General features: G+C 58.8%; 12 protein-coding genes and 2 pseudogenes. 5 read left to right on the top strand and 9 right to left on the bottom strand.

Annotated elements, in window-relative coordinates; all coding sequences use genetic code 11:
• Positions 1 to 39: 39 nt before the first annotated feature.
• From tcuB to NL64_RS14570, 4 genes are all read right to left on the bottom strand, one after another.
• A complete protein-coding gene (tcuB, locus tag NL64_RS14585; protein ID WP_034148774.1) occupies positions 40 to 1197 on the bottom strand; it encodes a tricarballylate utilization 4Fe-4S protein TcuB in 1158 nt (385 codons plus the stop codon).
• The gene (tcuA, locus tag NL64_RS14580) at positions 1184 to 2638 is read right to left on the bottom strand and encodes an FAD-dependent tricarballylate dehydrogenase TcuA (protein ID WP_034148773.1); all 1455 of its coding nucleotides are present in this window, start codon (positions 2636 to 2638) and stop codon (positions 1184 to 1186) included. Before tcuA ends, tcuB begins: the two co-directional genes overlap by 14 nt.
• Before the next feature lie 168 nt (positions 2639 to 2806).
• Positions 2807 to 3742, bottom strand: coding sequence for a LysR family transcriptional regulator (locus tag NL64_RS14575; protein WP_034148772.1), 936 nt, complete (start codon positions 3740 to 3742; stop codon positions 2807 to 2809).
• A gap of 361 nt (positions 3743 to 4103) precedes the next feature.
• On the bottom strand, positions 4104 to 5006 hold the full coding sequence (locus NL64_RS14570; RefSeq protein WP_034148771.1) for a LysR family transcriptional regulator: 903 nt from the start codon (positions 5004 to 5006) through the stop codon (positions 4104 to 4106).
• 121 nt (positions 5007 to 5127) lie between these two features.
• Here NL64_RS14570 and NL64_RS14565 point away from each other — a divergent pair, with 121 nt between their 5' ends.
• Together NL64_RS14565 and NL64_RS14560 are read left to right on the top strand one after the other, a co-directional pair.
• Positions 5128 to 6558: an aldehyde dehydrogenase family protein gene (locus tag NL64_RS14565; protein ID WP_034148770.1), complete on the top strand. Its 1431-nt coding sequence runs from the start codon at positions 5128 to 5130 to the stop codon at positions 6556 to 6558.
• Between the two features lie 194 nt (positions 6559 to 6752).
• On the top strand, positions 6753 to 7967 hold the full coding sequence (locus tag NL64_RS14560) for an aldose 1-epimerase family protein (protein ID WP_034148769.1): 1215 nt from the start codon (positions 6753 to 6755) through the stop codon (positions 7965 to 7967).
• Positions 7968 to 7982: 15 nt separating this feature from the next.
• Here NL64_RS14560 and NL64_RS29620 read toward each other — a convergent pair.
• From NL64_RS29620 to NL64_RS14545, 4 genes and pseudogenes are all read right to left on the bottom strand, one after another.
• A pseudogene (locus NL64_RS29620) lies at positions 7983 to 8132 on the bottom strand (YifB family Mg chelatase-like AAA ATPase); the annotation flags it as partial.
• 54 nt (positions 8133 to 8186) lie between these two features.
• Positions 8187 to 8765: pseudogene (locus NL64_RS14555) on the bottom strand (LysR substrate-binding domain-containing protein); the annotation flags it as partial.
• A 228-nt stretch (positions 8766 to 8993) separates the two neighbouring features.
• A complete protein-coding gene (gene yfcF, locus NL64_RS14550) occupies positions 8994 to 9626 on the bottom strand; it encodes a glutathione transferase (protein ID WP_034148768.1) in 633 nt (210 codons plus the stop codon).
• 68 nt (positions 9627 to 9694) lie between these two features.
• Positions 9695 to 10627, bottom strand: a complete 933-nt coding sequence (locus NL64_RS14545; RefSeq protein ID WP_034148767.1) for a LysR family transcriptional regulator — start codon at positions 10625 to 10627, stop codon at positions 9695 to 9697.
• Between the two features lie 169 nt (positions 10628 to 10796).
• Between NL64_RS14545 and NL64_RS14540 the strand changes: the two genes are divergently transcribed.
• From NL64_RS14540 to NL64_RS14530, 3 genes are all read left to right on the top strand, one after another.
• Positions 10797 to 11225 (top strand): SRPBCC domain-containing protein, encoded by a 429-nt coding sequence (locus NL64_RS14540; protein WP_253277089.1) that lies wholly within the window; start codon positions 10797 to 10799, stop codon positions 11223 to 11225.
• A 512-nt stretch (positions 11226 to 11737) separates the two neighbouring features.
• Complete coding sequence (locus NL64_RS14535; RefSeq protein ID WP_034148766.1) at positions 11738 to 12796, top strand: aromatic ring-hydroxylating oxygenase subunit alpha; 1059 nt, start codon at positions 11738 to 11740, stop codon at positions 12794 to 12796.
• Between the two features lie 73 nt (positions 12797 to 12869).
• Positions 12870 to 13820 carry a PDR/VanB family oxidoreductase gene (locus NL64_RS14530; protein ID WP_034148765.1) on the top strand — a complete coding sequence of 317 codons (951 nt, stop codon included), beginning with the start codon at positions 12870 to 12872 and terminating at the stop codon, positions 13818 to 13820.
• A 9-nt stretch (positions 13821 to 13829) separates the two neighbouring features.
• Here the strand turns inward: NL64_RS14530 and NL64_RS14525 are convergent, their stop codons facing one another.
• Positions 13830 to 14543 carry a GntR family transcriptional regulator gene (locus tag NL64_RS14525; protein ID WP_034148764.1) on the bottom strand — a complete coding sequence of 238 codons (714 nt, stop codon included), beginning with the start codon at positions 14541 to 14543 and terminating at the stop codon, positions 13830 to 13832.
• Between the last annotated feature and the right edge of the window lie 40 nt (positions 14544 to 14583).

The following is a 14583-nucleotide window of genomic DNA, read 5'->3' as shown; positions in this document are numbered from 1 at the left end:
TTATGCTCACTATTGTTTTTGGAATGAGTGCTTTAGCCGTCAGTCGCTGCCGGCGTTGATCGGGTTGGGTTGACGCTTCTCGATGGCGTGTTTTAGCAGCGCTGCGCTGCGGAATATTCCATGGGCGAATTTGCTGTAGGGCATGGTCAAGAAAAACGCCATGACCAGGCCGAGATGAATCGCCAACATCAAGCCCAAGGCGCTGGTTTCACGCAAAGCCAGTAGCGCGAGGCCGCTTGCGCTGACCAGAAACAGCAGCGCGATGAAGCCGCGATCCATGGGTTTTTGGTTCTCATCGCCGTGCGCAGGGTTGCGACGCAGGTTCAGCCAAAGAAGACCCGCCGGGCCGATCAGCAGGCCGATGCCACCGGCAATACCCAACATCACCGGCAAGCTGAAGATCGGATAAGGCGCCGACCACTTCAGCAGATAGTGAAAGAGCGTGGCGACACCGGTGGCGGCGAAGCACAGCATGAAGCCGTAGAAGGTGAGGTGGTGGAATCGACGTCGCCACAAGGTGAATTGATCGTCGGCGTTGTTGCAGCCTTCGCCATGGCCGCCGTCCAGGTATTTGAGCTTCGCGACGTTGGCCGTAGCCTCCAGTGCAGCGGACGTTTTCAGCGGCAGTGGCGCTGCGACCGGTGAAACGTTGCGCCAGAAGCGTCGTACACCCATGGTCAGGGCAAGTACCGCAAAGCCGAACACTGAGCCGAACATCAGCGCCAGGGTGTTATGCGGGAAAATCCTGTAGAAGTTGCCCCCGGGAATGGCCGTGAACAGGTTGCCCATGAGCATCAGGGTCAGGCATAAAAACAAGGCCAGTCCCCCACCGGAAGCCAGTGCCAGGGTCAGGCCGTTGCGCTGATACAACCTGCCCATCACTTGCGGCCAGGCGTATTCGGCGTAAGTATCCAGGCGCACTTTGGCCATGGCTTTGGGTATGTTGACGTCGAATTCGTGTGGGGCGGCGTACTGACAGGCGTGCAGGCACGCGCCGCAGTTATGGCACAAGTTCGCCAGGTAATGGATGTCGGCCTGAGTGAATTCCAAGCGCCGGGTCATCGCCGGAAATACCGCGCAAAAGCCTTCGCAATAACGGCAGGCATTGCAGATGGTCATCTGCCGCTGGACTTCACTTTCGTCAAGATTCAACACCGGGATCAACCCGCCCGACGCTTGGGGATCAAACAGTTGCATGTCGAGACTCCGTGTTTGCAGATGAAACGCCAAAGCCCACCGAAGCGGCCGCCTGCACACCGGCGATGCGACCAAACGCGGTACCGATGGCCATGCCGATGCCGGCGGTGTAGCCCTTGCCCAGAACATTGCCGGCCATCATTTCTCCAGCGACGAACAGGTTGGGGCTCGCTTTGCCGTTGAAATGCACGGCAGCGGTTTCATCGGTGGCGAGACCGAGGTAGGTGAACGTGACACCCGGTTTAAGCGGGTAGGCGTAGAAAGGTGGTTTCACCAATGGCCGCGCCCAATGGGTTTTGGCGGGCATCAGTCCTTGGGTGTGGCAGTCGTCCAACGCCGTGTGATCGAACGTGCCAACGCGGCAGGCGCTGTTGTAGTCCTCGACCGTCTTGACGAATTTTTCCTGAGGCAGCTTCAACTGGCGGGCAAGGTCTTGCAGAGTATTGGCGGTGGTGCCGGGAAAGACCGGCGGCATGAAGCGGCCGATGGCTTGTTGATCGATGATCGAATAGGCCTGCTGACCGGGTTGTCCGGCCACCAGACGCCCCCAGATCGCATAACGTTTTGGCCAGAAATCCTCACCTTCGTCGTAGAAGCGTTCGCCATCACGATTGACCACCACACCCAGCGATACGCAGTCGATTCGGGTGCAGATGCCGCCATCGTAGAGTGGCGCACGGGCATCAATCGCGACCATGTGTGCTTGCGTCGGATCGCCGATCACATCTGCGCCAAGGTCGAGCATGCGCCGTAGCAAAATGCCGGTGTTGAATCGGGTGCCCCGGATCAGGAAATTGTCCGATGGCCATTCACCGCGTTCGTTCTGCCCCCAGGCTTCGCGCAGCCATTCACGGTTGGATTCGAATCCGCCGGCCGCCAAAACGCAGGCCCGGGCTTCGATGCGCTCGGCGGCGAAACGCTGACCATCGACCTCATGTTCGCCCACATGGGCGGCGACGAATTTCCCCTCATCCAACTCGATGTCGGTCACTTGCGTGTTGTAGCGAACTTTTACACCCAGGCGCTCGGCGCTGCGGAAATACGCATTGACCAGCGCTTTGCCGCCGCCCATAAAAAACGCATTAGTCCGCGCAACATGCAGCGCGCCGGACAACGGTGGCTGAAAATGCACGCCGTGTGAACGCATCCAGTCGCGGCAAGAAGACGATGCCCGAATGGCAATGCGTGCAAGCTTTTCATCCGTGAGGCCACCGGTAACCTTCAATAGGTCTTGCCAGTATTCTTCTTCCGGATAGGCATCGATCAGCACGTCCTGCGGTTCGTCGTGCATGCACCGCAGGTTTCGGGTGTGTTGGGAGTTGCCACCGCGCCAGATTTTCGAAGAGGCTTCCAGCAGCATCACGCTGGCGCCCGCCTCTCGCGCCATCAGAGCGGCGCACAAGGCAGCGTTGCCACCCCCTATGATTAAGACATCGATCATTATCGCTCCTCAATTTGCAAGGAAGCGGGAACGAAGTGCTCCTTGCGAGTGGGGAGAACGATAGGGCGGGGAAGGAGTGGCCGAAAGGCTGCTTTTGACGCGGGGTGTTTAGTTTTTCTAAAGGCCTGGTCGTCAGGAGAGACATATGTGTCCGGGGTTGAAGGAGGATTACGCGTCTATTCCTTCTATCCACGTAGCTCCAGGCCACTGTTTGTCGACGACCAACTGTCGCGCCACATCAACGATGACCAACCGCGTTGCCAGAGCCGCCGGAGAGAGTTCGTCGTCAGCCAGCGTCGCCAGAAGATTACGCCGGCCCACATGGGGATCGGCAATCCTGATCAGTGAAAGTCCGGACCCGTCTTTCAATGCAGCGGCGGCCCCCGGTTGTATCGTTGCCGCATGGCCGGCCCGAACGGCGTTCATCAAAACAGCGAGACCGTCGACTTCCATAATGACATTGGGTGTTAGCCCGACCCGCTCGAACGCGCTCATCAATGCCGAGCGCAATCCATGTTGTGCGCTGGGCATCACCAACGGCAGGCCGCCGAGGTCGGCTAACTGCACGCTGTCACCAGAAGGCGCTTGAGGCAGGCTGGGCGAGGCAATGACAAACAGCTTTTCATCCAGCAGCGGAGTCACGCTCCAGCGTTTACCCCCTTCGAGCTGGAACAGGATGGCCAGGTCAATTTGCCGTGCGTTGAGCTGCCCCGCCAAGTGGCCGGAAAGCATTTCCACCAAATGCAGCTGTATGTCCGGATAACGCGCACGCATTGCGTTGATCAACGGCAACGCGAGCACCGTCGCGGTAGTCGGTGGTAAGCCGACGCTGACATAACCGCTCATTCGCCCGCGATGGGCGGCCATGATTGCGTTTTCCGCCTGGCGTAGCGTTAGTTGGGCATGGTGTAAAAACGCAAATCCGGCGCTAGTGGGCGTCACGCCGGTGGAGGTTCGATTCAGGAGGCGGGTGCACAGTTCGCTTTCCAGCTTGGAGATTTGCTGACTGAGGGCTGACACACCAACGTCCAGTTCAAGTGCCGCACGCCCCAGGCTGCCAAGCTCGATGATTTTTACGAAATAGCGCAGTTGTCTCAATTCCAATGTGGCTGCTCCCCGCGAATTTGTTATTCAAATACCTGAACGTTTGCCACGCAAGTTACGAGGCCCGAAGAGGCAGCATTGTCGCAGGTTTGGGTTGACCGTTGAGCGCGTGCGCTTTGTCGAGGACTGGTAAGCAGCTGACCCGAAGCTGTCATCGGGACTGTGGCCACTGATCCTGGATTTCATACCAACGTGGTTTATAGACCAGTACGCGAGTAGACCGGCAGTTTCGAAAGCGCCCTGTGCATGACAACCATAAAATCGGGTCGAATGAACGCTGCAATGGTACTGCCCCCGCAAGCGATGCGGGTGGCGGGTTTTCATGGGGTATAACATTGGACGATCAAAAAACGGCGAAACATCAAACCACAGCGGGCCGCAACTCTTGCGCCAATTCAATCAGGGCACGCAATCGCGCCGGCACGAAGCGATGGCCCGAGTAGTAAAGCCTCAACCCGCCAAACGACGGGCACCACGGCATCAACACCGGCACCAGGGTGCCGCTTGCCAGTTCTTCCAGGATGAACCACTCCGAAATGAAACCAATGCCAAGGCCCAACAACACGGCCTGTTTGATGGCCAGCAACTCGTTGGAGGCGAAGCTTACCGGCAGATCCATCTGCAGCTTTTGGCCATCGCGTTCCAACTCCCAGTGGTAGAGGCCACCATGGGCCATGCGCATGCCGATGCTCCGGTGGGTGAGTAGATCTCGCGGATGCTCAGGCACGCCGTGGCGTTCGAGGTACTCGGGCGTTGCTACCACGAGCATCCGGATGTCACCTGACAGTGCCACGGCAATCATGTCTTGCGGTACAGACTCTGCCAGGCGAATCCCGGCGTCGAAGCCACTGGCGATGATGTCGACCATGCTTGATTCGCTAACGATGTCGATGCGCACTTCTGGATAGCGTTGGGCGTACTGCTTCAATAGCGGATCGAGCAGCAGGTAGGCCGCGCCATACGGTGCATTGATGCGCAATGTGCCGCTGGGTTCATCGGGGCCGACGCTAGCTTCTTCGCCGGCACTTTTGATCTGTGCCAACGCAGGTGCGATGCGTGCCACATAGCGTTGCCCGATATCAGTGAGGGCAACGCTGCGCGTGGAGCGATTGAACAGGCGCACTTTCAGGCGTGCTTCCAGGCCGGCCACCGCGCTGCTTACGGCGGTAGTGGACATGCCCAACTCCTGTGCTGCGCCGCGAAAACTGCTGCGGCGCGCAACGGCCAGAACCACTTCCAGCTCGGTCATTCCTGTTCTGTGCATGGATTGTCCTGAATACAAGGATACGTCATAAGCCAAAGGATGGCTTATCGGAATAATGAACCTTTCTTAGACTTCATCACAGAGGCTCGATTCAGGCGAGTCATTTGAGCGAGGAGTCGCCATGCAACGCATTGAACATATCTACATCAACGGCGAGTTCGTCATTCCACACGGCCTGGAATGGTTCGACCTTCATAACCCGAGCACCGAGGAAGTCATCGGTCAGGTTCGGCTGGGCGATGCACTGGACGCACAGCGTGCGATTGCAGCCGCGAAGGTTGCGTTCCCGGCGTGGGCTCGCACTAGCCGAGAGGAGCGCATTGCGGCACTGCAGCGCATGCACCGGGCCATGGCGGCAAGGGAGGAGGAGCTGCTGGAAGCCATTCTCGTGGAATACGGCGCGCCTGCGGTTCGCGGGCGCTGGATGGCGACTTATCCGGTCGATGTGATTGCGCAAGCAATCGATGCACTGGAGGCGTTCGATTTCGAGGAACAGGTCGGCATGGCCAGGGTCATTCTGACGCCCGTAGGCGTGACTGGTCTGATCACGCCCTGGAACAGCAATGCGGGCTTCATCTGCAACAAGCTGGCCACCGCGCTGGCGACAGGCTGCACCGCCGTCATCAAGCCCAGCGAGATGAGCGCGTTGCAGACGCAGGTCGTGGTCAGGGCGTTGCACGAGGCGGGTCTGCCACCGGGTGTATTCAATGTCGTCAACGGACGGGGCGAGGTGGTTGGCGAGGAGATCGCCCGTCATCCCGACGTTGCCAAGATCTCGTTCACGGGTTCGTCCGCTGTCGGTCAGCATCTGGTAAGAACCGGTGCCGACACCATGAAGCGCGTGACGCTCGAACTGGGCGGCAAGTCGCCCACCGTGGTGCTTGAGGATGCTGATTTCCAGGCGGTCATGCCGTTGGTGCTGCAGGCCGGATTTCTCAACAGCGGCCAGGCTTGCATCGCGGGCACTCGTATCCTCGTACCGCGCAGCCGGCTGGCAGAGTTCGAGCGGATTGCGAAGGAGGGGGTAGCACGGATTCAATCGGGCGATCCACGCAACGCCGACACCGATATCGGCCCGATGGTGAGCCTGAAACAATGGGAACGGGTGCAGCGCTATATCCGTATCGGCCAGGAGGAGGGCGCGAGGCTGCTGGCGGGTGGCGAAGGTCGTCCGGAAGGCTTGCACGCCGGATGGTTCGTGAAGCCCACGATCTTCACGGATGCCAACAACCGGATGCGCATCGCGCGTGAGGAAATTTTCGGCCCCGTGCTGACGATCATTCCCTACGAGGATGATTCCGATGCGATCAGCATTGCCAACGATACGGACTACGGGCTGAGCGCCCTGGTGCTGGGAAAAAGTGCCGAACGTTGTATGAACGTCGCTCGTCAGATCGATTCCGGACGCGTGCTCATCAACACCCTGGCCCACGAACCGCGTGCCCCCTTTGGTGGATTCAAGCATTCAGGTCTTGGGCGCGAAATGGGCAGGTGGGGGATGAGCGCGTATCTGGAACCGAAGACGTTGATCAGTGATGCCCCGTTGAAATAGCTGGGTCAGGTTCTGTCTGGGAGCACTGGATGGGGAATGGCAGCCAACGACAGCTACCCCGATGGCATCGACTCTACTTTTTGATTTGTCCCAAATCTTTCTTGGTATTTGCCTGCGTTATTCGGCATTTTAAGCTTGCTGAAACGTTTCATCGAGTTTATAAAAATCGCACAACTCCAAGAAAGGCTGCTGCCATGACCCCGCTCAAACTCTTTGTGACCCTCAGCGCACTGTCCGCTGCCTCCCACGCCATGGCCTGGGATTACGTTCTGCTCGACACCGACAAAGCCGCCCAGAACTGGCAGGTCACCAGCCAGCAACTCGGCATAAAAACCGACAAACCCTTCAGCGTTGCCCTGCGCACTTTGCACGGCGGTCGGCAGGAGGGGGTCAGCATCGTCGACATCGATAACGGCACGATGAAGCTCTCGGTAGTGCCGACTCGCGGAATGAACGTCTTGCAGGCCTCGGTCGGCAATGTGCGCATGGGCTGGGATTCGCCGGTCAAGGAAGTGGTCAATCCGTCCTTCATCGAACTCAATGGCCGCGGTGGTCTGGGTTGGTTGGAAGGTTTCAATGAGCTGGTCACCCGCTGCGGATACGAATGGGTCGGCCACCCCGGCGTCGACAACGGCGAACTGCTGACCCTGCACGGTCGGGCCGCCAACATTCCTGCGAACAAAGTCACCCTGCACATCGATGAAAAACCACCGTACGCCATCACCCTGCGCGGCGAACTGAAAGAGCAGGCATTCAAGAAGGTCGACTTCTCCGTCGCGACCGAACTGGTCACCGAACCCGGCAGCGTAGAGTTCGCCCTAAACGATACCCTGACCAACAACGGCGACTATCCGAAGGAATACCAGGCGCTGTATCACAGTAACTTCAGTACCCCGTTCCTGGAGGAGGGCGCTCGTTTCGCCGCGCCGGTGAAACAGGTGTCGCCGTTCAACGACAAGGCCAGGGGCGATCTGCCCGACTGGCAAACCTACCGCGCACCGACCAGGGACTACGACGAAACGGTTTACAACGTGGTGCCGTACGCCGATGCCAAGGGCGATACGTTGACCGTGTTGCATAACAAGGCCGGCAGCCTGGGCGTTTCGGTCGGCTTCAATACCCAGACACTGCCTGTGTTTTCCCTGTGGAAAAACACCGATACCCAAGGTCAGGGCTATGTCACGGGGCTGGAGCCGGGGACAAGTTTTTCCTACAACCGCCGTTATCAGCGACCACTGAACCTGGTACCGACAATTGGGCCACAGGAACACAAGCAGTTCCGCATCAGCTACAGCTTGTTGGTGGACAAGGCGGCGGTGAATAAGGCCTTGAAGCAGGTGAGCGGGATTCAGGATGGGCGGGAGACTGAGGTGCGGCAGACGCCGTTGGTTGATCTGACCAAGGGGTGACACCGGCTGGAGCATGGTCTGCCGATAGTGCGGATCCTCGGCAAAAAGTTCGCGTCTGATCCCGTCGGCTTGTTCAAGGTCCGCCAACAGGCGCGCGACCTTGAGCAGTCGATGGGCTGCTCGCAACGACAGTGTTAAACGCTCGCAGACGGATCCCAGCCAACTCGCTTGACGCAAACACCACCACGAGGACCCGCAAGGATCAAGTCACGCCACCGCTTACATCCGGTGGTGTTCCAACAGGAAGTCCACGAACAACCGCACCCGCGCCGGCATTGCCGAGCCACCTGCGAACACCGCATGAATCGGTTCCTGGTCGCCAGGGTTCCAGGCTTCCAGCAGCGGTATCAGGTCACCGCGCTGCAGATCCTCACTCACGCTGAACTCGCCGATACGCGCAATGCCGGCACCTACTCGCGCGAGTTGTGCCAGCGCTTCACCACTGCTGCATTCGATGTTGCCGCTGACCTTCAGGGAAAACTCTTTTCCATCGCGGATGATCGGCCAGTTGGGTTCGGCACGCCGGAAATTGAAGCGCAGGCAGTTGTGCCGTAGCAGGTCTTCTGGTTCCTGGGGGATGCCGTGGCGCTGCAGATACTCGGGCGATGCCACCACTACCTGGCCCGTGTCGCCGATCCTGCGCGCGGTCAGCGGGCTGTCGGGAAGATGGCCAAAGCGGACTGCGACGTTGGCCTGCCCGCCGAGAATGTCGACCACTTCGTCGCCGAGGGTGAGGTCGACGACGATGTTCGGGTAACGGGCGCTGAATGCTGCAACCAAGGGAACGATGGCCAGCCGTCGGTCAGTCGGCGAACTTGGAGTTTACTCAGAAACGCGATGCCCACTCCGATTACAATCGCCGCCGCTGATCGAAAGCGTTTTTCGATGGGTACCCTGTACCTATTCCCGAAGCTGCCTGCGTTACATCCGGCCATCGAGAAAGGGTCCCAGGCCTGGTTTCTGAAACGAGCCCGAAACCCTCTCTCTAAAAATAAGCCGCTCTCCATAAAATGATACGTGTGCCGACTACATCGGAGGACGTTGCAATTTGACCCACTCCTGTACGGTTGGTCGTTGCCATTGGCGCTGCGCGTACTCCACCAGCGCGGGTGGTACGGAGTCACCATTGAATATCAGCCGGTTGAGCATCAAGGCCAGATCCACATCGGCGATCGACCATTGGCCGAACAGGTACTCGGGGCTGTCGGCCAGTAGCATTTGTGCGGCACCGAACAGCTTGCGCGCTGCCGACTCGGCAGCTGGCGACAAGGGGTTTGATTTGAGCCCATAAAACACAACCAATGTGGATCGTTCCTGCCGAATGGGCAGCAGGTCACTTCGCACCCATGCCTGGACTTGTCGTGCCTTTGCATGCTGCATCAGGCCTTGTGGGTAAACCGGCGCCTGGGGGAAAACGTCTTCCAGGTACTCAGTGATCGCCGAGGATTCTGATAAGGCGAAGTCGCCGTGCACAAGTGTGGGTACCCGCTGGGTCTGCGAGAGGCTGGCATAGTCCTCTGACTGGTTTTCGGATGCGTCGAGGTCTAGCGGGATCATTTCAAATTCGATGCCCTTTTCGCGCAGTACCACGAAAGCCGACATGGCATAGGGGCTGGAAAATTGAGAGTCAACGTACAAGCGCAGGCGGGAACTATTCACAGGGTCATCTCCTTATGCAGAAGGAGGCACGCTACGAGATCCACAGCGATAAATAAAATTCATGATTTTCATGGGCGTATTCCTGACCGGAATACGCCGCCCGTCCGAACGGTTTCAACCATGAGCGAACGCACCCAGCGATGAGCAGCATCACGATGCGTCCGTTCGTGCCAGATCAGGGTTTTCCTGAATCCTGGTATTTCCACAGGCGGCTCCAGCGTCGTCAGCCCAACGTTGTGTATGGCCAATCGGCGCGGGACGACAGCAATCAGATCGCTGTACAACAAAATCTCAGGGAGTACCAGAAAGCTGCTCACCGATACCGTGACCCGCCGTAATCTCCCAAGCTTTTCCAGTGCCTCATCCGTCACCCCGTGAAACCCGCCTCCGGAGGGCGAGACTAAGGCGTGATCCAATGCGCAGAATCGATCCAGTGAAAGGGTGTTATCCAGGGCATCTGGATGATCAGCACGCATCACGCACACATAGCTTTCATCAAAAAGTGCTATCGAATGCAGTCCTGGTGTTATTGCTTCAGGGGTAACCAATGCGAGGTCGATTTCCCCTCGATCCAGCTGACTCTGAAGTTCTTGATGGTCGACGGGTTGGACGCTAACGCGAATGTTTGGCGCTTTCTTCCTTAAGGCGCTCAGGAAGGGCACGACTACGGCGCGCAGTGCATAGTCGGTCGAAGCAATTCTGATCGTCATGCTTGCCGTCAGCGGATCAAAGTTTTGCGGTTGAAGCATGCCTTCGATATCGGCCAGCAATTGCTTGACCGGGGTTGCAAGTTGTTCGGCGCGTAATGTCGGCACGATACCCCGTTGGGCGCGCACGAAAAGAGGATCATCGAAGCTTTCTCGGAGCCTGTTGAGCATGCCGCTCACGGCAGGTTGCGTGAGCGACAGGCGATCCGCGGCTCGCGTCACACTACGCTCATCAAGCAATGCATCCAGTGCCTTGAGCAGGTTGAGTTCGAGTTTTCGGATATCAGGATTCATGATGCTCTAGATAAAATATGGCGATTGGTCTTATTTCAAGCCTACACCCATCATGGCGCCAACCCATCAATCGAGCGTTGAATTTTCCATGAACGAGATCATTTGGCCCTAAGGCTACCTGCCAGGGTTTACCGAAAACTTTGTCTCTAACGAAGTCATTATCGCGGGTTTGAATGCAGCGCAGATCTGGCCGCTGCTGAGTCAGGCGCACAAGTGGCCCACGTACTACGCCAACTCGGCAAACATTCAATTTCATGATTACAGCGGGCCGGATCTGCAAGACGGCGTGTGTTTCTACTTCGAAACCTTCGGCTTTCCGGTCGAGGCCCAATGCAATGAGTACGTGCCTCCAACCCCCACCTCCCCGGGCCGAATTGCATGGCATGGATGGGCGGGTGAGGCTGATACGCGGCTGGATGTTCACCATGCCTGGCTGATTGAAGATCTATCCGGAGGACGCGTTCGCATCCTCACTCAGGAAACACAAAAGGGTAAGCCTGCTGAGGATCTGGCCAAGGCCAAGCCCAATCCGATGATCAACGGCCACCAGGACTGGCTGGACGGCTTGGTGAGTGCAGCACGCTTGGCATCTCGGTAATCAGATCTCCGTATGATTTCTCCCTTATCGGACCGAGAGCAGGCGCGCAGATTATCCGCCATTCACCGCAGGCAGCTGGTGCTACACGCCGCAGCGCTCACGCCTGCACCTTTGCCCTGCGCCTGCGCGTCATCCAGGGCAGCGCTGCGATCGGGGTCACGGCACCGATTCCCTGTCGCTGATTCGCTGCGCCCAAAGGTTTCCGCCGGCGGCCACTATCACTCTTCTCAGTGTTTCGGGCTGACTTAATCCGTAGTTTTGCTCGTCAGGCTTGACCTCGACAGTTCGTCAGTAAGCTACTAACTATCGAGGCAGGCGCTGAAGCGGCTCACTTTAAAAGTTTTATCGAGTTAGTCAGGACTGACTATGCATGCATCAGGTGTTCAAAATGTTGGAGTCACTGTTTAGGCTTTAATGGATCCATTAATCTTATTATTTCGGAGAAAACTTGACTTGTATTGGGTTGATCCGATTTACTGGATCCATAAAAACAAGCCTGTCCGGAGAATCCTATGTATCCGAAAAACACCTGGTATGTCGCCTGCACCCCTGACGAGATCGCTTCCAAGCCGCTGGGGCGGCAGATATGCGGTGAGAAAATCGTTTTCTATCGTGGACAAGAAGGGCGCGTTGCCGCCGTCGAAGATTTTTGCCCACACCGCGGTGCCCCCCTTTCACTGGGTTATGTTGAAAACGGCAACCTGGTCTGCGGCTACCACGGCCTGGTCATGGGCTGTGACGGCAAGACCGTCGAAATGCCCGGTCAGCGCGTACGGGGCTTTCCGTGCAACAAGACTTACGCCGTTGAAGAGCGTTACGGTTTCATCTGGGTCTGGCCCGGGGAGCAGGACAAGGCTGACCCTGCACTGATCCATCATCTGGAGTGGGCGGTCAGCGATGAGTGGGCGTATGGCGGGGGGCTGTTCCACATCAACTGCGACTATCGATTGATGATCGATAACCTGATGGACCTCACCCACGAAACCTACGTGCACGCCTCGAGCATCGGCCAGAAAGAGATCGATGAAGCGGCGCCGGTCACCACCGTCGAGGGTGACGAGGTGGTCACCGCGCGACACATGGAAAACATCATGGCGCCGCCGTTCTGGCGCATGGCCCTGCGTGGCAACAACCTGGCCGACGACGTGCCGGTAGACCGCTGGCAGATCTGCCGCTTCAGTCCGCCCAGCCACGTGTTGATCGAGGTGGGCGTGGCCCACGCCGGCAAGGGCGGTTACCACGCCGAGCCGCAACACAAGGCCGCGAGCATCGTGGTCGACTTCATTACCCCGGAGACCGAAACATCGATCTGGTACTTCTGGGGCATGGCGCGCAATTTCAATCCTCACGACGAAGCACTGACCGCCAGCATTCGCGAGGGCCAGGGCAAGATCTTCAGCGAAGACCTCGACATGCTCGAACAGCAGCAGAAAAACCTGCTGGCCAATCCCGAGCGCAACTTGCTCAAGCTCAATATCGATGCCGGTGGTGTGCAGTCCAGGCGCGTGCTGGAGCGAATCATCGCCCGTGAGCGCGCGCCGGCTGTCGAGCTTATCGCCACGGCAAACTAGCTCGAGCGCTACGCCATCCACTCCCATTGATACTGTTCCCGGCCACTGCGGTGGCCGGTCTTGAAGGTGCGCCATGATTGAAGTCGTCGTGACATCCCGCAACAACGAAGCGTTGGATATTTGCAGCTACGAGTTGGCCTGTGCGCAGGGAGGGGAGTTGCCCGGCTTCAGTGCCGGTGCCCATATCGACGTGCACCTGCCCGGCGGGCTGATCCGCCAGTACTCGCTGTGCAATCACCCGCAAGAACGCCATCGCTACCTGATCGGCGTACTCAAGGATGTCGCCTCGCGCGGTGGTTCCCAGAGCCTGCATGAGCAGATCAACAGCGGCGATCGGCTGTTCATCAGTGAGCCGCGCAACCTGTTCCCGCTGGTGGCCGAGGGACGGCGCAGCCTGTTGTTCGCCGGTGGCATCGGCATCACCCCGATCCTGTGCATGGCCGAGCACCTGGCCCACGATGGTGCCGATTTCGAGCTGCACTACTGCGCTCGTTCCAGTGAGCGCGCAGCGTTTGTCGAGCGACTCAAAGGGGCATCCTTTGCCGATCGCGTGCACCTGCATTTCGATGAAGAGGCCGATTCGCGCCTGGATGCCGCCGAGGTCCTGGCCAATCCGCAGCCTGACGTGCACCTGTATGTCTGCGGTCCTTCAGGTTTCATGCAGCATGTGCTCGACAGCGCCAAGGCCCAGGGCTGGAGCGACGAGTACTTGCACCGTGAATACTTCGCCGCGGCTCCGGTGGATACCAGTGCCGACGGGTCGTTCCAGGTCAAGCTGGGCAGCAGCGGACAGGTGTTCGACATACCGGCCGACAAGACGGTGGTCCAGGTGCTGGAAAGCCACGGCGTCGAGATTGCGCTTTCCTGTGAGCAGGGCATCTGCGGCACCTGCCTGACCCGTGTGCTGGAAGGAGTGCCGGAGCACCGTGACCTGTTCCTCACCGAAGAAGAGCAAGCGGCCAATGATCAGTTCACGCCCTGCTGCTCGAGGGCCAAGTCCAAGCTGTTGGTGCTGGACCTCTGAACCCGTCGGTCACTCGCCGCGTGCGATCACTTTCATCCGGTCGCTGTTGCTGATCGCACCGAAGACTTCGGCGTAGCGCAGTGTCGCATTGGCGTGTTCACGCATGATGGCTTCAGCGCGTGCGCCCTGGCGGCTGACCAGCGCGTCGAAGACCGAGTGGTGTTGCATGTGAGCGAAGTTAAAGCGCCGGTATTCGCGGGCCATGTCCTGGCGATCGATCGCCAGCGCCGAGACTGAAGCGAAGGGGCGATGGTCGTTGCGCGCCAGGGCTTCGGCAATCGCCGGGTTGGCGCTGCTTTCGACGATCACCTGATGAAAACGCATGTTGAGGTCATGGAACGCCTCGAGGTCTTCTTCCGTCACGTAGCCTTTGTCGAACAGTGCATCGCCTTGCACCAGGCATTCGCGCAGCGCCGCCTGCGCCTGCTCACTCAAGCCGCGTTCGGCACTCTGCCGCGCAGCCAGACCCTCCAGCACCCCGCGCACCTCCACGGCCCCGGCGATATCGTCGGCACTCACCGAGCGCACCTGATAGCCCCGACCACCATGGCGCACCAGCAAACCTTCCTGTTCCAGGGTCAGGAAGGCCATGCGCACCGGCATGCGCGAGACGCCGAAGCGTTCCGCCGTCGGAATCTCCATCAGTCGTTCGCCGGCCGCCAGCTCGCCCGAGGCGATCATTTTGCGCAGTGCGACCAGCACCATTTGACCCGGTTTGCTCATGCAGGCGACTTCCAGAGGGGAGGGCGCCATAGTACCGCAA

Origin of the sequence: Pseudomonas fluorescens (assembly GCF_000802965.1) — a bacterium.
In the GTDB taxonomy this organism is placed as follows: domain Bacteria; phylum Pseudomonadota; class Gammaproteobacteria; order Pseudomonadales; family Pseudomonadaceae; genus Aquipseudomonas; species Aquipseudomonas fluorescens_A.
This window is presented reverse-complemented; position numbering and strand designations above follow the sequence as displayed.